Annotated in this window: 16 protein-coding genes and 1 pseudogene; 13 read left to right on the forward strand and 4 right to left on the reverse strand. The window is 58.4% G+C overall.

What is annotated here, in order from left to right:
* Window positions 1-24: 24 nt before the first annotated feature.
* Window positions 25-642 (forward strand): peroxidase-related enzyme, encoded by a 618-nt coding sequence (locus N655_RS20285; protein WP_162173527.1) that lies wholly within the window; start codon window positions 25-27, stop codon window positions 640-642.
* A gap of 139 nt (window positions 643-781) precedes the next feature.
* On the opposite strand, the gene N655_RS20550 is transcribed toward N655_RS20285, so the two are convergent.
* Window positions 782-937 (reverse strand): hypothetical protein, encoded by a 156-nt coding sequence (locus tag N655_RS20550; protein WP_155987552.1) that lies wholly within the window; start codon window positions 935-937, stop codon window positions 782-784.
* Window positions 938-1,328: 391 nt separating this feature from the next.
* On the opposite strand from N655_RS20550, the pseudogene N655_RS18090 reads away from it, so the two are divergent.
* Together N655_RS18090 and murQ are read left to right on the forward strand one after the other, a co-directional pair.
* Window positions 1,329-4,867 (forward strand): annotated as a pseudogene (locus N655_RS18090) (carboxypeptidase-like regulatory domain-containing protein).
* A 79-nt stretch (window positions 4,868-4,946) separates the two neighbouring features.
* Entirely contained in the window at window positions 4,947-5,867 is a 921-nt protein-coding gene (gene murQ, locus N655_RS0108525; RefSeq protein ID WP_026442640.1) for an N-acetylmuramic acid 6-phosphate etherase, read from the forward strand.
* A 298-nt stretch (window positions 5,868-6,165) separates the two neighbouring features.
* Here murQ and N655_RS0108530 read toward each other — a convergent pair whose 3' ends face one another.
* The 3 genes from N655_RS0108530 to N655_RS18095 are packed head-to-tail and all read right to left on the reverse strand — an operon-like array spanning window position 6,166 to window position 9,449.
* Window positions 6,166-6,681 (reverse strand): hypothetical protein, encoded by a 516-nt coding sequence (locus N655_RS0108530; RefSeq protein WP_026442641.1) that lies wholly within the window; start codon window positions 6,679-6,681, stop codon window positions 6,166-6,168.
* Window positions 6,682-6,736: 55 nt separating this feature from the next.
* Window positions 6,737-8,404 carry a M28 family peptidase gene (locus tag N655_RS0108535; RefSeq protein WP_026442642.1) on the reverse strand — a complete coding sequence of 556 codons (1,668 nt, stop codon included), beginning with the start codon at window positions 8,402-8,404 and terminating at the stop codon, window positions 6,737-6,739.
* A 34-nt stretch (window positions 8,405-8,438) separates the two neighbouring features.
* Entirely contained in the window at window positions 8,439-9,449 is a 1,011-nt protein-coding gene (locus N655_RS18095; protein ID WP_044934279.1) for an A/G-specific adenine glycosylase, read from the reverse strand.
* 50 nt (window positions 9,450-9,499) lie between these two features.
* Here N655_RS18095 and N655_RS18100 point away from each other — a divergent pair, with 50 nt between their 5' ends.
* The 10 genes from N655_RS18100 (at window position 9,500) to mpl (ending at window position 19,583) form a co-directional block, all read left to right on the forward strand.
* Entirely contained in the window at window positions 9,500-10,705 is a 1,206-nt protein-coding gene (locus N655_RS18100) for a glycosyltransferase (protein ID WP_044934281.1), read from the forward strand.
* 244 nt (window positions 10,706-10,949) lie between these two features.
* Complete coding sequence (locus N655_RS0108560; protein ID WP_162173528.1) at window positions 10,950-11,732, forward strand: hypothetical protein; 783 nt, start codon at window positions 10,950-10,952, stop codon at window positions 11,730-11,732.
* Window positions 11,729-12,145 (forward strand): hypothetical protein, encoded by a 417-nt coding sequence (locus tag N655_RS0108565; RefSeq protein ID WP_026442644.1) that lies wholly within the window; start codon window positions 11,729-11,731, stop codon window positions 12,143-12,145. The genes N655_RS0108560 and N655_RS0108565 overlap by 4 nt, the downstream gene beginning before the upstream one ends.
* A 142-nt stretch (window positions 12,146-12,287) precedes the next feature.
* On the forward strand, window positions 12,288-13,157 hold the full coding sequence (mtnP, locus tag N655_RS0108570; RefSeq protein ID WP_026442645.1) for an S-methyl-5'-thioadenosine phosphorylase: 870 nt from the start codon (window positions 12,288-12,290) through the stop codon (window positions 13,155-13,157).
* A 14-nt stretch (window positions 13,158-13,171) separates the two neighbouring features.
* Entirely contained in the window at window positions 13,172-14,107 is a 936-nt protein-coding gene (locus N655_RS0108575; protein ID WP_026442646.1) for a PfkB family carbohydrate kinase, read from the forward strand.
* Between the two features lie 43 nt (window positions 14,108-14,150).
* On the forward strand, window positions 14,151-15,683 hold the full coding sequence (locus N655_RS0108580) for an ArnT family glycosyltransferase (protein ID WP_238324609.1): 1,533 nt from the start codon (window positions 14,151-14,153) through the stop codon (window positions 15,681-15,683).
* A gap of 21 nt (window positions 15,684-15,704) precedes the next feature.
* Window positions 15,705-16,418, forward strand: a complete 714-nt coding sequence (locus tag N655_RS19835) for an MgtC/SapB family protein (RefSeq protein WP_026442648.1) — start codon at window positions 15,705-15,707, stop codon at window positions 16,416-16,418.
* On the forward strand, window positions 16,415-17,218 hold the full coding sequence (gene dapF, locus N655_RS0108590) for a diaminopimelate epimerase (protein ID WP_026442649.1): 804 nt from the start codon (window positions 16,415-16,417) through the stop codon (window positions 17,216-17,218). The genes N655_RS19835 and dapF overlap by 4 nt, the downstream gene beginning before the upstream one ends.
* A complete protein-coding gene (locus tag N655_RS0108595) occupies window positions 17,219-18,145 on the forward strand; it encodes a S66 peptidase family protein (RefSeq protein ID WP_026442650.1) in 927 nt (308 codons plus the stop codon).
* 4 nt (window positions 18,146-18,149) lie between these two features.
* Entirely contained in the window at window positions 18,150-19,583 is a 1,434-nt protein-coding gene (gene mpl, locus N655_RS0108600) for a UDP-N-acetylmuramate:L-alanyl-gamma-D-glutamyl-meso-diaminopimelate ligase (RefSeq protein WP_026442651.1), read from the forward strand.
* The last annotated feature ends 1 nt before the right edge of the window (window position 19,584 follow it).

Consider the following 19,584-nt stretch of genomic DNA (forward strand, 5'->3'; position numbering starts at 1 on the left):
AGATCACTGATGGATGGAGAAATTATGCCAATCGCAAAGACTCAGATGGAGCCGATGTTTCTTCCCGGTGTCGAGCAGCACCCGCAGCCCAGCCCCTACCGCGATCTGATCGAGGCCGCCCAGACCAACGGTGCCGAGTACTGGCAGATCTGGAACCTTCTGGCTTTCCGTCCGCAGGCCTCCGCGCACCTGGCGCGCTTTTCTCATGCCATCATGCACGAGCCGGCGCCGCTCTCCTCCGCGCTGCGCGAACTCATCGCCGCCTACACGTCATCGCTGAACCACTGTGAGTTCTGCATGAAGGCCCATGCCGGTGTTGCCGGGCATTTGTATGGAGATCAGGAGTTTGTCTGGAGCGTTCTGCGCGATCCTGACCGCTCCAACCTCGAAGAAAAAGACAAAGCGCTGCTGCGTTTCGTAAAAAAAGTCACTCTTGCGCCGGCATCCATTACGGCCGAGGATGCCGCGGCGCTACGCTCCCTGGGCTGGAGTGACGATGCCATCTATTACGCCATCTTTGCCAGTGCTCTTTTCAATTTCTACAACCGGATTGTTTCTTCCAGCGGCGTGCATCCGGTTTCCGACCAAGCCTTTCAGAAGCTTTCCAGGCGGATGGCTGACAAGGGATATATCAGAGACTGAACCAAGAGACTGAACCAGACGAAAAAGACCTCCGCCGGGCAGTTCCATCTCGGTAGTCCCAGGCTCGGTAGTCACAGGGTCCGATAAACAAAAGAATTTCCGGGGGGGAGGGTAAAGGGTAAAGAGAAACCCCTGAAAACTAGATGACTTCCTTGTGGAAGAGGTCGTCTTTTTCTTCGCAAGGCGTGTAGACACACCCAACGGCGCACCCGATCAGCATCGCAACGCCCACTGTGATGAGAATCGCGGGCAGGAAGTCACTCAGATGCGACAGGTGGTTTAATACATCGTGCATTTTCAGGAACCACATAAATCTTACACAGCTCCTATGCCTTTACAGCTCCTGCTCTCTTAGAACCCGGAACTGCTTGGAGGGTTTTCTTCTGCCTTTTATCATGCGCTTGCTTCTGCGCAGGGACCAAGAGAAAAGTTTTCCCCGGGACCCAGTTTGCCCACGATGGGAAAGACGTTCCAGAATGGCAGAAAGTTGGTTTCCCACCGGGCCCGGCCCCGTGGACCGTTTTCTGTTGTCCTACACCCGGCTGCATTCGGCCTGTGTCCGTGAATTTTCTGTAAAAGCGGCTTTTTTTCATGGACTTGCGGTAGAGCCTCGCTGTCCGTTCCCGATATGCTTCCATCTGCTCGTTCCCCGTTCAATGAACCTCAGGAGGCAATCATTCATGCGAATGCGCAGCATTTTTTTGCGCGTCATCTTTTCTGGATTGGTTCTGCTGGCCGTGTTGGGTCGCCTTCAGGCGCAGTCCGTACAGGGCAGCGTGCTGGGTACGGTGAGGGACTCAGCCGGGGCCGTAGTTTCCGGCGCAACCGTCCATCTCATCAACCAGCAGGAAGGCTCTACCCGCGAAACAGTTTCCAATACCTCGGGCGACTACCAGTTTGCCAATGTGAAGGCTGGGACCTATACCGTAGAGATCGAGCAGAGCGGCTTTGAGAAGTGGTCTGCCGTTGGCGTCGTTTTGGCTGCTCGCCAGCAGCTCCGGGTCGATGCCGTGCTGGTGGTGGGCAGTGTCCAGCAGGAGGTGCAGGTTTCCGGCGAAAGCATCAGCACCATTGACACGGACACCCCCTCAATTAACGCGGTCTACTCCACTGCCGATGTCGACAATCTTCCCGTAAACACGCGCGCCAGCGCCAGCGGCACCAGTCCCTTGAACATTGTCGCCACCCTCCCCGGCGTACAGCCGGACAGCAATCCATCCAACGGCTTTTCTCTCCAGGGTGGCCTGCCTTTTCAAACGGAGGTGTCCGTCGACGGCATCACCGTGCAGAGCGCAACCGGCAACACGCCGATTGGCGACGCCTTCCCCTCCAGTGAATCCATCTCAGAGCTGCGCGCCGATGGCGCCATGAACAACGCCGAGTTCGGGCAGCCCGGGGAAATCACTGTGACCACCAAAGGGGGCACCAATAACATCCACGGCTCGGCCTACTGGTATCACCAGAATGCGGCCTTCAATGCCATTCCTTATACCTACCCCACCACGACCGTGAAGCCAAAATTGATCGGCAATACCTTTGGCGCCAGCTTTGGCGGCCCCGTTGTGCTTCCACATCTGTATGACGGCCATGACCGTACATTTATCTATGGCGCTTATGAGGGATGGCGGCATCCTGCACAGACGCCGGAAGAGTTCAAAGTGCCCAGCACCCTGATGAAACAGGGCGATTTTTCCAAGTACTCCTCGGCAGGATTTACCGGGCTGAACAACCCCTTTCAGGGTGGCAGCTACGGCACCAAACTTCCTTCCATCAATTCCGCGGCGCAGAAGCTGCTTTCCTTCTATCCCGACCCCAATGTAGGGGACCCTACCAGCTATACCGATGATGGAACAGCCAACTATATCGTCAACAAGGACTCCAGCGGACATTCGGATCAGTTCGACATTCGCGCCGACCAGTACTTTGGCTCAAACCAGAAGTTCCTTCTCTGGGGAAGGTTTACCTGGAAGGACTTTCCGATCAACAATCCTGAGCCGCTCAATGTCCCTTCGGCCCAGAATGCCAATCAGTCGCGGGTGCTCAAGATCAGCGCCAACTGGACCATGACACCGCACATCGTGAATGAAACCGGCTTTGGTTTTACCCTCTTCTCCAGCGGGCAGAGCAACAGTTTTGACGGAAAGGCATTTACGCAGGGCCTTGGATTGCAGGGCCTCCAGAACCTTTTCTACAACGGCATTCCTGAGCTGGACTTCAACAATATCAGCGCCCTCAATGCCGATCGGCTCACCTCCATCACCAAGTCCCGCACCTTTGTCTACACCGATGCCCTCACGTGGCTGAAAGGCAACCACGAGATCAAATTCGGCGCTGACATCCGGACGCTGGAGGCCATCACGCCCCTCGGCTTCAACGGGGCTGATAATTATGGCACCTTCCAGTTCAACAGCTCCAACAGCACAGGCATGTTTACCGGCGTGGACTTCGCCGATTTCCTCCTCGGCCTGCCCAATCAAACCTTCTACGATGTCGTGCATCAGGACAATGACGGCCGCTCGGTCCACTATCACTTCTTTGCCCAGGACCAGTGGAAGACCAGCCCGGACCTCACCCTCAGCTATGGTCTTCGCTATGAGTTGCATCCCGGCTACTACGATGTGGGAGGCGACATCGGCAACTTCGATCCCAGTCTGCCCCTGGCCGGACGCGCCATCTACCCCAACGGCAAAGCTGGTTTGCTCGCGCAGAGCTTCCTGGCCAGTGCCAATGCCTGCGATCCGGACGGCATCCATTTCACCAACAACGCCATCGTCAATGGCGCACCCTGTATGCCGGTGCTGACCAATGGTCAGGCCGGCTATCCGGCCGGGCTGAAGAAATATCCGCACCTGCGCTTTATGCCTCGCTTCGGCTTCGCCTGGCGTCCCTTTCATGACGACAAGACCGCGCTTCGCGGCGGCTTCGGAATGTACAACATCACCTTGCTGGGGCCAACTTCTACTCCCTTACCGGAACGCTTCAGGCCCAGACCTCGCAATATACCAACACCTACAACAGCACCACCCACGCCATCGGCTACCAGTGGCCGGTCATTTACTCCGGTGCCGGAAATGGAGGCTGTTCCAACTGCTATGGCACGGACTACTTCGGCACCGCCAACAGCACCAACTGGAAAGACCCTTACACGGAGCAGTGGTCGCTCAGCCTGGACCACGATTTCGGCTCTGGCTACGGTGCACGCCTCTCCTACATCGGCTCAGAGACCCATCAGCTCGTATGGGCGCCGGATGAAAATAGTCTGCCCTTCTCAAGCACCATCTCAGCAAACTTCCAGCCCTTGAGCGCGCGCCTCTTTCCCAACTGGGGACGCATCAATACCCGCGCCACGGGGGCCAATGAAAGCTACCACTCTCTTCAGGCTGAGTTCGAGCATCGCTTCCAGAGCGGCTTCCAGCTCGACTCCGCCTGGACCTATGCAAAAGCGCTGGCCGACAACCAGGGACCGTCCAACACCAGCTTTGCCGGGGAAAGCGGCGGCGGTCGGGCCACTTCCATCCTGGACCGCCACGCCGACTTCGGAAATGTCTATGGAACTCGTCGCCATCGCTGGAATACAACGATGGTCTATGACCTCCCCTTCGGGCGCGGACGCCAGTTCGGCACCGGCATTTCCCGTCTGGCTGATTCGGTCGTCGGAGGCTGGCGGCTTGCCACCATCTTTCTCTGGCAGAGCGGACCTTTCGAGTCGCCCTATTTCCCAAGCGGACAGGGCGACCCCTCAGGGACCGGATCCGGCCTGAACAGCTCGGCTTCAGGCTTTGATGGCGGCCATCGAAACCAGCATCCTGACCGTGTGGCCGGGGTCAGCGCTCGTCCTCAGCACCAGACGAAAATGGACTGGGTCAACGCCGCGGCCTTTACCTGTCCCGGCTATCCTGCATGGCAGCCGGGAACGGCCTGCACCACCGGCAGCGGCTCCGGTCCGGTCCCCAATCCCATCGGTCGCTTCGGAAATGCCCAGGTGGGTTCCGTGGTGGGCCCCGGCACGGTCAATCTCTCGGCCGGCCTGAGCAAGACCTTCTCCATCACCGAGCGGCTTAAGCTGCGGGCCGAGGGTACCTTTACCAACGTCCTCAACCACACCAACCTCAGCGATCCCAACATGAACATCAGCTCGCCCAGTTTCGGGTTGATTTCAAGTGCCATCAGCTCCGACTTTGGTGGCGCCCGCTCCGGACAGGTCTCCATGCGTCTGGACTTCTGATTGCTCTTGCAGCGGAGGGACACCCATGCCCCTCCGCTCATTGGCAAGTCCTTGGGGCAGAAGGCTATGATTTTCTTACATGCCCGATACTGAATTACAGCTTGACCAGCTTCTCACCGAGTCCCGCAACCCGGCCACCGCCAACCTCGACCAGCTCTCCACCCTTGAACTGATTCAGACCATGCACGGCGCAGACCGTGAGGTGCTCGACGCCGTTGGCCGCGAGCTTCCCAACATTGCCCGCGCCGTGGATGCCATCGTCGCCCGCATCGATGAGGGCGGACGGCTCTTTTATCTTGGTGCCGGCACCTCAGGCCGGCTCGGCGTCCTCGATGCCTCCGAGTGTCCGCCTACTTACAACACATCGCCAGAGCTGGTGCAGGGGATCATTGCCGGCGGCGATGTCGCCCTTCGGCGTTCCGTCGAACGCGCCGAAGATGATTCCGAACAAGGCGCCAAGGACCTGGCCCAGCGCGGTTTTTGCGCCAACGACGTTCTGGTAGGCATTGCCGCCAGCGGACGCACGCCGTATGTTCTTGGTGGTGTGGAACACGCGCGGAAATTGGGCGCCGCTACCATCGGTCTGAGCTGCGCCCCCGGCTCCCAGTTGCAGAAGCGTGTGGACATCGCCATCACCCCTGCTGTCGGACCCGAGGTGGTCACCGGCTCCACCCGCATGAAGGCCGGCACGGCGACCAAGCTGGTGCTCAATATGCTTTCCACCGCATCGTTGGTGCGTCTGGGCTACGTCTACGGCAACCTCATGGTCAACGTGCAGCCTACCAATGTAAAACTCACCGACCGGGCCACCCGCATCATCGTTCTTCTTACCGGAATCTCCTATGAGGAGGCCGCCGTGCTGCTTCGCGAAGCGGGAGCAGTGAAAACCGCCGTGGTGATGCAAAAGCTGGGTCTGTCTCGCCAGGAGGCCGAGGCCCGGCTCAAGGCCGCCCGGGGCAGGCTCCGCGTGGCACTGGAACAGAAGGGCAGCGTCTCCTGAAACAGACCCGTGTCAAGTGCCTGTTTCCAGCTTTTCTCCCGAAAGCATTCATGATGAGAGGCTTATTTTCTCTCGTCTTCTGTCAGGGAATTTGCCCCCATTTTGTTATTCTGGATTGAGATGGCCTTGCCAGGGACAACCGCAGCACAAACGGCCACGTCTGGACTGTAAACCGTTTCCTTTCACGAATTTACATTTAAGTCTAGAATTATCAAGAATTTACCGAAATCATTTCACGCAAAGTCCTTATTTTTGAAGAATTTGCAAGTTTTCTGCGGTGCTTCTGGCAGAAGGCGCGTCAACCCAACTGTCGTCCTGATTTAAGGGCCACTGTCCGCCGGATTTCTGTTTTGCGGGCAGTATCGTGTTCGAGCAGCTCGCCGACCAGCATGTAGTAACCATCGTCTTCCCGCGTTTTGCCTGTGCCGCGCTGAATGGTCCCGGTGAAGGAATACCAGACACCATGGACCTGCCGGGTGGTGAAACTCAGTTGCTGGCCGCGCAAAGACGTCTGGTCAAAAAAGAAGGTGAGCGGTGTTCCCTGGTCACTCTCGCCGTCTCCCAGGCGGGAGATATACCCGCTCAGGTCGCCAAACTGGATCGTAATTTCGACAAACTCCCCCGGCCTGCCCAGCATGTATTCGCCGGAGGCGTCTTCGGGAAGCAGCGGGCTGCCCCTGACCGGCTTCACAACAATCGGATGGTCGGAAGTACTGGGGTCTCCGCGATGATGCAGCTTGGGAGCATCTGCCGTCTGGGCATGAATACTGGCAACGCAAAGCAGCCATACCAGAGATGGAGTGCGCCATTTCATGCGTGCTTGCCGGAGCGGCCGCCCCACGTCCGCATTGAGAACGTGGGGCCCAGGCCTATTGTCCCTTTCTGCGAGCAGCCTCGAATTCATCTCCGGGCTGCCAGCCGATTTCTTTCGGCAGTGAGAGTGCCTCCCATCCCAGAATGAACCCAAACTGCGCCATCCTGGCATCGCCGCGGAAGTCCATCTCGGGGCGATATTCATCGGATGGCTGATGATAGCGGTGCGCTACATAATCTTCCAGTTGCTGCTTGCCCCACTCCGGGTCGTGGTGGCCTTCGAAGGTGGTCCCTTCTCCAATGGAAAAGGCGGGGACGCCGACGCGGGCAAAGCTGAAGTGGTCGGAGCGATAGTAATGTCCGGCGCCGGGGAACTGGTCCGGCTGGATGGTCAGATGGAAGGCCTTCGCGGTCTTTTCCACCTCGGGATAGAAAGAGGTCCGCTCTGCCCCGCTGACCTCGGTCGAGGTCGGAATGCCAATGGGAATCAACATGTCATAGTTCAGGTCCAGGGCAATCTGGGAGGCAGGAACGGGAGGATGCATTCCCAGCCACTGGGAACCGAGGAGTCCCTGCTCCTCGGCCGTGACGGAGGCAAAATACACGCTGTGCGGCGGTTTTGTTTCCGACCAGGCGCGGGCCAGTTCGAGCAGAATGCCGCAGCCTGTTCCGTTGTCCGCTGCTCCGTTGTAGATGTTGTCGCCCTTGGCGTTGGGGTCGATCCCCAGGTGGTCATAGTGCGCCGAGTAGAGGACGGCCTGCCCCGGCTGCGCTCCGGGAAGCTCGGCGACCACATTGTCTGACTCATAATGGCGCACTTTGCTTGCAATATGCGCTTTGAAGCGGACAGGCAGTTCTACGGCGTGGAAGCCGCGCTGGCCGGCTTTGGCAATCTCATCGTCGACGCTGCCCATGCCTGCTGCGGTGAAGAGCTTCTGCGCCACATCGTGCTGGATCCAGGCTGCGGCCTTCAGCGTAGCCGTAGGGTCGCCCTGCAGGTACGATTTTTCGATGGCCTGCGAATCGCGCACCACCTGCCAGGGGTAGCTGGCCAGATCGGTGCGATGGATGATCAGCACACCGATGGCGCCCAGACGCGAGGCTTCCTCATATTTGTAGGTCCAGCGGCCGTAGTAGGTGAGGGCCTTGCCTTTGAAGAAGCGGTCATCGTCAGAGGGAGGCTCATTCACGATGACCAGAAGGACTTTGCCCTTGACGTCTACACCGGCATAGTCGTTCCAATGGTATTCGGGAGCATCAATGCCATAGCCTACAAAAACAATAGGCGCGTCAATGTCCGCAGATTCCTGTCCGCTCTGGTCCTTGGCCACCCAGTCGCTGCTGTAGGCAAGGGAAATGGGTTGCCCGTTTGCGGGGAGGAACTCAGCGGTGGTCTGGTCTTCGATGGTGTGGACGGCGTAGAGCGGGACTTTCTGGAAGTAGGTTCCGTTGTCGCCCGCTGGCTTCAGCCCGTCGAGCGCGAATTGTGTGGCGATATATTCGGCGGCAAGCTCACCGCCGCGCTGGCCCGGACCGCGTCCTTCAAGCAGGTCGCTGGCAAGGAAACGCACGTGGGCGCGTATCTTCTCCGGGTCAATGCTTTCAGCGGCCCGGCGTGCTGGTTCCGGCACTCCGGGAATGGCCGGGACCTGCAACTGACCAAGGGCAGGCACTGTGAAAACTGCCACAGAAAAAAGAGACAATAAACGGACGAACTGCGTCATTGATGCTCCTGAGAAGAGAGTGGGGGACAACCAACTATTTTGCTACAAAACCAGATGCATTGAGCACGTACAATCGCTTCAGCACCTTTCGGGTCAGTCCGGTCAGCGGAAATTCCGGAAGGTCCTGCGTCCGGATCCAGCGGCGCAGCCGGTCTCCTACCGGGAGCCGGGGATCGTCCGGGCCGAGAGCAAAGATGTCCACGGAATAATGGGTGACCGTGATCGAGTGGCGGGTCCGGAGAAGCGGGCGGCCTTTGCCGGGCAGGGTCTCCTCCAGCTGTGGCAGTTCCCACATGCCGGCCATCAGTGAGGCATCGTGGGGCCGCTGCTCCAGCAGGACCTCTTCTCCCCGCTTCACGAATGCGTAGCAGACATGCTTCCGTAGCGCGGCCTTTTTCGGGGCCACGGGATGCTCGCCGCGGGTGCGGCACAGCTTCTGTACCACGCACTGGAGGCACAGAGGGTTCTTCGGCAGACACACAGTTGCCCCCAGTTCCATCATGGCCTGGTTGAAGTCTCCGGGCCGGACGGGGTCCAGAAGGGCCTGCGCTTTGGCAGCGATGGCCTCGCCAGAAGAAGACAGCCTCTGGATGACGCGCTCGACATTGCCATCGACCACGGCGACCGCTTCGCCAAAGGCGATGCTGGCGATGGCGGCGGAGGTATAGACGCCGATCCCGGGCAGCGTTTGTAATGCAGCACGGCTCTGCGGAATGCTGCCGTCCAGCTCGGTCACAATGACCTTTGCCGCCTTGTGCATCATGCGGGCGCGGCGGTAGTAGCCCAGCCCGCTCCACCGCGCAAGGACCTCTTCTTCCTTTGCTTTGGCCAGATCTTGCACGGTGGGAAACCGTTCCATAAAGCGCGCATAGTGGTCGAGGACGGCATTGACGCGGGTCTGTTGCAGCATGATCTCGGAGACCCAGATGGCATAAGGATCACGGGTGCGCCGCCAGGGAAGGTCGCGGGCATGCGCGTCATACCAGGCCAGGAGCAGGCGGCGAAATTGACGGACTTGTGCTGCAGAAAAGAGAGTGCCGCCCATGTCTGGATTGTAACGGTCTGAATCCCCACGGTTGTATACACTCGCTATGTATGCGCGTGGCGTATTTTCCGGACTCTTTCCATGAGGTCAATGGAGTGGCCCATACCAGCCGCCACTTTGAGGCCTTCGTCCGTCGGAAAAACCTGCCTTTCCTGTGTGTGCGGGCCGGAAGTCGCCGTCCGCTTCTGTTGACGGAAGGCCAGCTCACGACGCTGGAGTTGCCCCGCGGCCCTCTTTCTTTCGGCCTGGAAAAGGACCTGCGGTTTGATCTTGGATTCTTCCGCCATCTCCCGCTCGTGGCGCGTGCGCTGCGTGAGTTCCGGCCTGATGTGGTCCACATTACCGGACCCAGCGATTTTGGGTTCATGGGTGTGCTTTTGGCAAACCATTACCATCTGCCTCTGGTGGCGGCCTGGCACACCAATGTGCATGAATACGCGGCCAGAAGGGCGGGATGGTTTCTTGGAAAGCTGCCACAGGTGGCCCGGCAGCAAGCATCTACAGCAATCGAAGAGATCAGCTTTTTTCTGGGCGCAAAGTTTTATTCCCTTGCCCGTCTTCTTTTTGCGCCCAACCCGCAATTGTGCCAGTTGCTGGAGACGGCCACCGGACGCCCCTGCAAACTGATGCCGCGCGGGATTGATACGGACCTGTTTTCGCCTGCTCGCCGCAGCCGTGCGCCCGATGATAAGGATTTTGTGCTCGGCTTCGTGGGCCGGCTGTCTGTTGAGAAAAATGTTGCGCTGCTGGTCAGCATTCGCCAGCAGTTAATTGCCGCCGGGGTCTCCAACTTCCGCTTCCTGGTTGTGGGCCATGGCGCAGAAGAAGCTTGGCTGCGCCAGCAACTACCCAATGCGGAATTTCCAGGTGTGTTACGCGGAGAAGCCCTGGCGCGTGCCTATGCGGACATGGACCTCTTCGTATTCCCCTCGCACACTGACACCTTCGGCAATGTGGTGCTCGAAGCGTTGTCCTCCGGAGTACCGGCGGTGGTCACGCCCGATGGTGGTCCGCGCTATATCGTCAAAGAGCGAGAAACCGGATTTGTGGCCCAAGATGAAGACTTTGTCGGCGTGATTCTTCATCTGATGCGACACCCGCACCTGCACCAGAAGATGCGGCACGCAGCCCGGAGCGATGCCCTGGGCGCCTCCTGGGATTCCGTTTTTGAAAGCGTCTACGCCAGCTACGCCCTGGCCCTCCGTAAAACCGGGGAAGGCATCTGGCCTTGGACCGGGATGAGAGACCGCGACTAGCGGTCTGCCGCAGTGCTCTTTGCGGTTTCGATGACCCGGTCCACGATACGTACCTTCGGAAGCAGGCCCGAGGCTTGCACGTGGTACCTCAGTCCGGAAGCCATGCCGATGCGCACAGGGCAGAAAGGCCCGGAGCGGGATTTCTCATGGTTCGGTCCAATATTTCTTCTCTGCGAATTTCTTACTGCGGGCTGCTTTGTCGGGCTGGCTTTTACGCTATACTTCTGGAACTTTGGATAAGGAAGTGATTCGCGGAGTGAATTTCACGGCGGCCTTGCCACCAGGTTTTGTGGTGGTCCCGCCCAACCCTATGATGCAATACTCCGCGATGATGGCACGGATGCGTGGGATTCCTCAGCCCTTGAGCATGTTTCTGCTTCTGCCTCCCGGCTCCCAGCTCAGCCAGTTCACGCCTGCGCTGGTGGCCATAGAGGAACTGGACCCGGGGACGGCGCAGCTGGCCATGATGGGAATACAGAACCTTGAATCGCCGGATGTGGCTTGGGGGCTGGCGCAGTCCTTACAGGTGCAATCTGTATTCAACTTTACGGCGATGAGGCAACTGACCCTGCAGATGGGAACAGGCTGGTGCAGGGAGTTTGATGCGGTGGGCATGCCGCCTTTTCATGTGGCGATCCATGCGCTGGTGATGTTGGTGCCCGGACCGCAGTCTTCAGTAAAGGTGATGGTCATGGTACACACGCAGCGATGGAGTGAATTTCTGGCGCCGTGCCTTCAACTCATTGGCGGCATGAGCATCACCGGCGGCAATCCACAACCTGCTTCTGTGGTTGCCATTGCAGATCCCAGGCACCCCGATCAGGTGCAATTGAACATCATCAATCCCAGGACTGAGCAGCAGATGCCAGTGATGTCTGTGCCTGCGGGCGCAATTTACAACGTCACCATTCATATGGACGATCACTCCGTCCATGTAAATGGCAGCATACAAGGGGCCGGAATTGCGGTGGGCGAGCATAGCCTTGCTTCCACTGCGGTCCGCCCGGAAAAGGAGACAGACCGATGACAGAGGGCGGGGGAACGAGCGGGACTTATGTAGGAGGCGGCATAACAGGCACCGGGATTGCGGTGGGCGCCGGGGCATCTGCGAGCGTTTCCGTGCAGAATGCAGCAGACCAGCAGCAGCTGATCAAACTGATTGAGGACCTGACGGCGGAAATTCAGAGGTCCTCAATCCCTGATGCAATGAAAAGCACAATTGTAGAGAATGTTGTGCAGCCGATGAAAGAAGACGTAAAGGCCCCGGAGGCAAAGAGCAGGCTGGAATCAGGGTTGGAAAAGCTGAATTTGCTGATCAAGGCCTCCGGCGCCGCACAGACCGAGCTGGCGACCATTGGCACCATCGCCGGAATGATAGCGAAATTCGGGGGTATTGCCTTTCATACCGTGGCGCCATTTCTGGCTGGAATCGTCTCCTGATGCGGTCATGCGTCTTTCCCAGGGGCGGAACGCGGGCCGCAGCGGGCCCTGCCTGGGGCCATTGCGGCGGTTGTTTATTTCAAGGCGTTTATACTGAAACTTCGTCCATTGGCGGAACATTTCCTGAGAGCCGGAGCGAGGTTTGCAGCAAGCAGAGATAGGAATTGTCGGGGGCAGCGGCCTTTACGCCATGCCCGGTCTTACAAATACACGCGAGGAACGCGTAGAAACACCTTTCGGTGAACCAAGCGACGCCTTCATTCTTGGCGAATTGGAAGGCCGCAAGGTCGCTTTTCTGGCGAGGCATGGGCGAGGGCATAAACTGCTTCCCTCTGAGCTGAATTTTCGCGCCAATATCTATGCACTAAAGAAGCTCGGCGTGGAGCGCATCATTTCTGTCTCTGCGGTCGGTTCACTGAAGCAAGAGCACAAGCCGACGGACTTTGTGGTCCCCGACCAATTCATTGACCGCACTTTTCACCGTGAATCTACCTTCTTTGGAAACGGAATCGTGGCCCACGTGGCCTTTGGCGATCCGGTCTGCGCGACCGTGGCCAGGGCGGTGGCTGATGGATGCGCCGCTTCCGGCGTAGTAGGCAAGTGGGGCGGCACGTATGTCTGCATGGAAGGGCCGCAGTTTTCTACGCGGGCCGAATCAAACCTCTACCGCAGCTGGGGCGCGGACGTGATTGGGATGACCAACCTGCAGGAAGCCAAACTCGCCCGCGAAGCAGAGATTTGCTATGCCACGATGGCGATGGTGACCGACTACGACTGCTGGCATGAAGGCCACGATGATGTGACCGTGGATCAGATTCTTGCTGTTCTGAACCAGAATGCGGCCAATGCGGCAAAGGTGGTACGCGCAGCGGTGGCTGCGATGCCCAAAGAACGCAAGTGCGCATGTGCGACGGCGCTCCAGTATGCCATCATCACGAACCCGGCTGCGGTCCCGGCGGAAACACGGGAGCGGCTTGACCTGATTGTCGGGAAATACCTGAAGAAAGATTAAGGACAGAAAACTGTATGGCAATCCTTGTAGTGGGCAGTGTTGCGTTTGACAGCATCGAAACGCCTTCCGGAAAGGCCGAGCGCTGTTTGGGTGGGGCGGCAACATACTTTTCGCTGGCCGCAAGCTATTTTACGGATGTCCGCGTGATTGCCGTGGTCGGAGAAGACTTTACTGCGAAAGAGGAAGATGTGCTGCAGCGGCGCGGTATTGATACGCGCGGGCTGGAACACGTCAAGGGGAAGAGCTTCTTCTGGCGCGGCTCGTATATGAAGGACCTGAATGAGGCGCAGACGCACGAGACCCAGCTGAACGTCTTTGAGAAATTCACACCGAAAATTCCTGCTGCATATGCCGACTCAGAATTCCTCTTCCTTGCCAATATTGATCCCGTATTGCAGGAAAATGTTCGCAACCAGGTGCCGAACGTGCGAATGGTTTGTGGCGATACGATGAACTATTGGATTACCGGCCATCGCGAAAACCTGGAGAAAGTGCTGAAGGGCCTGGATGGGTTGCTGATTAATGATGGCGAAGCAAAACTGCTGGCCAACGACAATAATCTGGTGCGTGCGGCCCGGAAGATCCTGGCCATGGGGCCGAAAAGCCTCATCGTCAAGCACGGAGAATATGGCGCAACGGCATTTTTCAGCGACCGGATCTTTCCCGGAGAGAAGACGCACCTCGCCCTGCCTTTCCGCGCGCCCGCGCTGCCGTTGAGTGAAGTGGTGGATCCTACGGGAGCGGGAGATTCCTTTGCCGGAGGATTTTTTGGTTATCTGGCTTCCCAGGCGGAAGTAACTCCGGCATCGTTCAAGCGTGCTATGTTCTACGGCGGCGTCATGGGTTCGTTTGCAGTGGAGCGGTTCGGCACCGAACGTCTCCAGGACCTGACGCGTGAAGAAATTGACCAGCGATTTGCGTTGTTCCGCGAGTTGTCACACCTTGACTGATTCTGCAACGGAAAGGGCCGCTCTACGGAGTGAGACATGGCTTGTGGCCTGTGCGTCTCTTGCCTTGTCTCTCATGGCGCTGTCGTACTGTTTTCCGCGCGGCATGTTGTTGCTGTATGGCGACGCAGTGGCGCATCTGCATATTGCCCGGCGGATCTTCGACTCGCTCGATCCGGGATACAAGCAGCTAGGGTCGGTCTGGCTGCCTTTGCCGCATCTTCTGCTGGTCCCCTTTGTGCAGAAAATGTCCTGGTGGCAGACGGGGTTGGCCGGGGCCTGGCCTTCGATGGCGTACTATGTGCTGGGATGCGCAGGCATTTACCGGCTCGTCCGCATGTGGCTCCAGCCTGGGACGGCCCTGATTGCTGTGGCCTTTTATGCCCTGAATCCTGGACTGCTTTACATGCAGACCACGGCCATGACGGAACCGCTCTTTCTGGCCGAGATGATTTGGAGCGTGCTCCTGCTGGTGGAACATGTCCGTACACTCAAGGCAGGGGAGTTCCATCGGGCATCGCGCCTGCTGATTTTTCTTGGCCTGGTGCTGATTTGCGCTGTCTACACGCGGTACGACGGATGGATCTTGGCTTTCTTCACATGGCTGATTGCATTGTGCAATCTGCGCCACCACTGGCGCAGTCGCGCAGGCGGCGCGTTCCTGCTGTTCACCGCAATGTTGGTCTTTGCTCCGCTGTTATGGATGGCCTATAACGCGCGTCAGTTTGGCGATCCGCTGGACTTTATGCGCGGGCCCTACTCTGCAAAAGCCATTGAACAGCGCACGGCCACGCCCGGAGCGCCGCATTATCCCGGATGGCACAGCATGAGAGTCGCCGCGCTGTACTTCCTGAAAGCAGCAGAACTCGGCGCAGCGCCCATTCGCTTTGCAAACCTTCTGCTCTGGCTGAGTGCTGCCGGGACCGTGGCTGCCATATGGAAATGGCGCGAGCAGCAGATCACGCCCGTGCTGCTTTTCTGGGTGCCGCTGCCATTTTACGCATACTCCATCGCATATGGCTCAGTGCCTATCTTTATTCCATTGTGGTGGCCGCATTCCTGGTACAACTCGCGTTATGGAATGGAAATGCTGCCAGCCTTTGCTGTTTTTCTGGCTTTCCTGGCCGCATGGCTGGTCCGGCAATGGCCTTGGGGGCGGCGATGGGTGGGAGCGGCAGCACTGCTGCTGGCCATTGCGGACAGTCTTACGCTGATGCGTGGGACCCCCATTGTTCTGGCTGAAGCTTACGCCAATTCGCGCACCCGTATTCCTTATGAGGAGTCGCTGGCAGAAGCGCTGAAGGCGCTGCCGCAGCAGGGCATGATTCTGATGTATACGTCGGAGCATATTGGCGCATTGCAGCGGGCCGGCATTCCACTGAAGCAGACCATCAATGAAACCGACTACTATCAGTGGCCTGCGGCCTTGCAGCATCCGGGCCAGGCTGCGAGCATCGTTGTTGCTACCGACCAGGACGCGGTTGCAAAGGCGGTGGCCGCACATCCGGAAGGGCTGACGCTGGTTAACGTTGTGTGTTCCACCGGACAGCCCTGCGCGCGCATTTACCTTGCAAAGTGATAGCATCACGCTCAAACAGCCATGATGATCGAAGCCCCCGAACACATGCTGAGTTTTAGTGCCCTCGAAGAGGCCGTCCTGACCGGAGGAGTGGCAGGACGCCTGCTGCTTGCTGCATTTCTTGGCGGAGTCATCGGGATTGATCGTGAGTATCATCACAAGGCCTCCGGTGTCAGGACCAATCTGCTGATCTGCTTTGGCGCAGCGTTGTTTACCTTTCTCTCCTCTGTGATTGCTGGAGAAAACAGCACGAACCGTGGTCAGATTGCCTCGAACATCGTCCAGGGAATCGGCTTTCTGGGAGCGGGGCTTATCCTGCATAATCGGGACCGCATCAGCGGGCTGACAAGCGCGGCCACGGTATGGGCCGTAGCATCGATTGGCATGGCCTGCGGGGCCGGGTTGTATATTCCCGCGGTGTTTTCTGCAGTCTTGGTGCTGGTGGCGCTGGAAGGTGTGGGGCTTCTGGAGCGTAAGGCGAATCTGAAGCTCTATTCTGTTCTGTATGAGGCGCGCGGACGCGATCCGGTGAAGATGTCTACGGCCATCCTTCATGCCATGGACAAGATGAAGCGCAGGCTGGGGCCGTTGGAGCAGCAGAACATTGGGGAATTGAACCGGCTCTGCTTTACAGTCTTTGCCACGCGCAAAATGCATGACCGATTGCAGGCGGCCTTGAATGCTTCGCCCGCAATTGACGAAATATTGGTGTTTCCCAATGTGGAGGATGATTGATTCCCTTTGTAAAGGCCCATGCCTGCGGCAATGATTTTCTGGTAATTGAGACCAAGCATGTCAGTGCGGACCGGCAGCGCGAGACCGCCATCCGCCTGTGCCAGCGCAATACAGGAATCGGCGCCGACGGCGTAGAGTATCTGGAATGGACCGGAGACCGCGCAGGAAAAATCAGGCTCTTCAATGCGGACGGTTCGATTGCCGAGCTTTCCGGAAACGGCACCCGCTGCGTGGCCGCCTGGATGGCGCATGAAAAGGGACTTCAGCACAGAGACACCATTTTGCTGGAAACCGATGCAGGGCCGCGTGAGTGTCAGATTATCGAACGTGAAGGCAGTGGCTACCAGATTGCTTCGCGCATGGGCGTGCCCAAGATCAGCCCGCGCCAGGTAAACCTGAAAGGCCAGCAGATAGAGGGCATCGCCGTCTCTATTGGCAATCCGCATTTTGTGGTCTTTGTGCAGGATACCTCTTTCCTTGTGGCAGGCCGCAGCTGGCAGGAGGTTGGTCACGATCTCTGCTTTCACCCTGATTTTCCGCAGCAGACCAATGTTGAATTTGTGCATGTGGTCCGCGCAGATGAGATCGAGTTTCGGATTTATGAGCGCGGCGTGGGGCCCACAACTTCTTCCGGCACCGGGACCTGTGCCTCAGCCGTGGCCGCCATTGCGCATCGGGGCGGAGCCAGGCACCTTTTGGTCCGCGCGCAAGGGGGTGAGCAGCGGGTGGAGTGGGACGGCAGCACCGAAGTCCTGTTGACCGGACCGGCGCATCTGATTGCGCAAGGCGAGGCGTTCTAGATGCTGAAGCCCGCCGCAGTAGCGCCCGATGCACGCGTGGCCGTGATTGCTCCGGCGAGTTCATCGAAGCCAGAGCGCCTGGCGCGTGGTCTGGAGGCTTTGCGCGCGCGTGGATACGATGCCGAATTTGGACAGTTCGCGCAGGGACGGCTGGCCCCTTACTTTTCCGGAACAGTCGAAGAGCGGCTTGCTGACCTGCATGCGGCCTTTGCTGACCCCGAAGTGCAGGCCATCTTCTGTACCCGTGGCGGTTACGGATCAAATTATCTGCTTGAAGACATTGACCTCGACATCATCCGCGAAAACCCAAAGCCACTCTTTGGCTACAGTGACATGACCGCTGTGCAGACGTGGCTTCTTGACCAGACCGGACTGGTCGCCTTTCATGGCCCCATGGTTGCCGCCGATTTCGCAGTCAGCGGCGGTGTGCATGATCTGAGCCTGGATGCCGCCCTGGATGGAGACCTGATCGTTGCTGGCGCAGCCGAGGGGCTGCGTGTGCTCAAGCCGGGACGGGCGCGCGGCGTGATGTATGGCGGTTGCCTAAGCATCCTGACCTCTTGCCTGGGCACACGCTTTGCGCCGCAGACAGAAGGAAAGCTGCTCTTTCTGGAAGATATAGGCGCAAAACCTTACCAGATAGACCGAATGCTGCGGCAGATGGTGCTCGCTGGAAAATTTGATGGCGTCTGCGGGTTCATTTTTGGAGAGATGCTGGATTGCGCATCTCCCGGAGCACCGGCGGACCTGGTGGAACAAGTCATTTTGCGCGTACTTGACTGGTTCGACGGTCCGATAGCAATCGGATTACGCTCGGGCCACGTCTCACACAGCAATGTGACCCTTCCGTTCGGGATTGAGGCTGAATTGGTCCTTGAAGACGCCCCGCTCTTGCGCTACCTCGAACCAGCAGTGCAGTCTGAGTAAAGAAATGCAAAACAAACACATTCATCTCATCGGAATCTGCGGCACGGCGATGGCTTCTTTGGCCGGACTCTTGCAGCTGAAGGGACATCATGTCACTGGATCCGACGATGCAGCCTATCCGCCCATGTCTGACCTGCTCTCCAGTCTGCGGATTCCCGTTGCCGAACCATTCTCAGAGGAAAACCTGAAGCCGCATCCCGATCTGGTCATCATTGGAAACGCAATTTCTCGCGGCAATGTTGAGCTGGAGTATGTGCTGGACCAGCGCATCCCGTTCACCTCTCTCGCCGCGCTGATGCATCACGAATTTCTGCGCGGACGTGAATCGCTTGTCGTTGCCGGGACGCACGGTAAGACGACGACGACTTCCATGCTGGCGTGGATCTATGAGGTCGCTTCGCGCCAGCAGCCGGAGCTTGCTCCGTCGTTTCTGATTGGCGGCGTGGCGGAAAATTTTGGCGCCAGCTTTCAGCTGCGCGAGGGCCGGCCGTTCATCATCGAAGGTGATGAGTATGACACGGCCTTCTTCGACAAAGGCCCAAAATTCATGCACTACTTCCCGGACGCGCTGATTCTTACGCACGTCGAGTTCGATCATGCGGACATTTACCGCGATCTCGACCAGGTAAAGACCGCCTTTAAGCGCCTGGTGAACCTGGTGCCGCGACGGGGGCGCATCGTCGCCTATGATGGTGCTGCGAATGTCTCCGAATGCGTGGCGCGTGCCTTTTGCAAAGTGGAGCGGTATGGTTTTGCACCAGACGCAACTTGGCGCATCACAGACCTTCATTTTGCTGAGGGCCAGACCCGGTGGAAGGTCCAGCATGAAGGCATGCCCTTCGCGGAGCTGGCTCTGAACATGGCTGGCGAACACAATGCGCTGAATGCAACGGCTGCAGCGGCGCTGGCGGCCGGGCAGGGAGTCTCCCTCGCAGCAATTCAGGAGGCCCTGATCACTTTTCAAAGCGTCAAACGAAGACTTGAGGTGCGCGCCGTGGTGGATGGCATCACCATCATTGATGACTTTGCACACCATCCCACGGCTGTCCGTGAGACGCTGCGGGCCTTGCGCACTGCTTATCCTGGATCGCGCCTCTGGGCCGTCCTCGAACCGCGTTCAAATACTCTGCGCCGCAATGTCTTCGAGCGCGAGCTGGTAGAGAGCCTTTCGCTTGCGGACCGCATCGTTTTGTCAGGGGTCTATAGGCAGGAGAGTATTCCCGAACAGGAACGGCTGCATCCGGAAACAGTGGTGGCCGGGCTCAGGCAATCGGGGAAAGAGGCCGTGCTCCTGGCGAATGCCGACGCGATTGTGCAAGCCATCGCTCCAGAGCTTCGCTCCGGCGATGTCGTTGCCATTCTCTCGAATGGCGGGTTTGAAGGAATCTATGACAAACTGCCGCAAGCGCTGGAGAACAAGGCACTGGTCCGTTCATAAG

Origin of the sequence: Pseudacidobacterium ailaaui, from assembly GCF_000688455.1 — a bacterium.
Classification (GTDB): Bacteria; Acidobacteriota; Terriglobia; order Terriglobales; family Acidobacteriaceae; genus Pseudacidobacterium; species Pseudacidobacterium ailaaui.

Excerpts from the sequence above, each read along its gene's own strand:
- N655_RS20285 (WP_162173527.1), top strand. The coding sequence starts at position 25 with ATGCCAATCGCAAAGACTCAGATGGAGCCGATGTTTCTTCCCGGTGTC.
- N655_RS20550 (WP_155987552.1), bottom strand. The coding sequence starts at position 937 with ATGCACGATGTATTAAACCACCTGTCGCATCTGAGTGACTTCCTGCCC.
- murQ (WP_026442640.1), top strand. The coding sequence starts at position 4,947 with ATGCCCGATACTGAATTACAGCTTGACCAGCTTCTCACCGAGTCCCGC.
- N655_RS0108530 (WP_026442641.1), bottom strand. The coding sequence starts at position 6,681 with ATGAAATGGCGCACTCCATCTCTGGTATGGCTGCTTTGCGTTGCCAGT.
- N655_RS0108535 (WP_026442642.1), bottom strand. The coding sequence starts at position 8,404 with ATGACGCAGTTCGTCCGTTTATTGTCTCTTTTTTCTGTGGCAGTTTTC.
- N655_RS18095 (WP_044934279.1), bottom strand. The coding sequence starts at position 9,449 with ATGGGCGGCACTCTCTTTTCTGCAGCACAAGTCCGTCAATTTCGCCGC.
- N655_RS18100 (WP_044934281.1), top strand. The coding sequence starts at position 9,500 with ATGCGCGTGGCGTATTTTCCGGACTCTTTCCATGAGGTCAATGGAGTG.
- N655_RS0108565 (WP_026442644.1), top strand. The coding sequence starts at position 11,729 with ATGACAGAGGGCGGGGGAACGAGCGGGACTTATGTAGGAGGCGGCATA.
- N655_RS0108575 (WP_026442646.1), top strand. The coding sequence starts at position 13,172 with ATGGCAATCCTTGTAGTGGGCAGTGTTGCGTTTGACAGCATCGAAACG.
- N655_RS19835 (WP_026442648.1), top strand. The coding sequence starts at position 15,705 with ATGATGATCGAAGCCCCCGAACACATGCTGAGTTTTAGTGCCCTCGAA.
- N655_RS0108595 (WP_026442650.1), top strand. The coding sequence starts at position 17,219 with ATGCTGAAGCCCGCCGCAGTAGCGCCCGATGCACGCGTGGCCGTGATT.
- mpl (WP_026442651.1), top strand. The coding sequence starts at position 18,150 with ATGCAAAACAAACACATTCATCTCATCGGAATCTGCGGCACGGCGATG.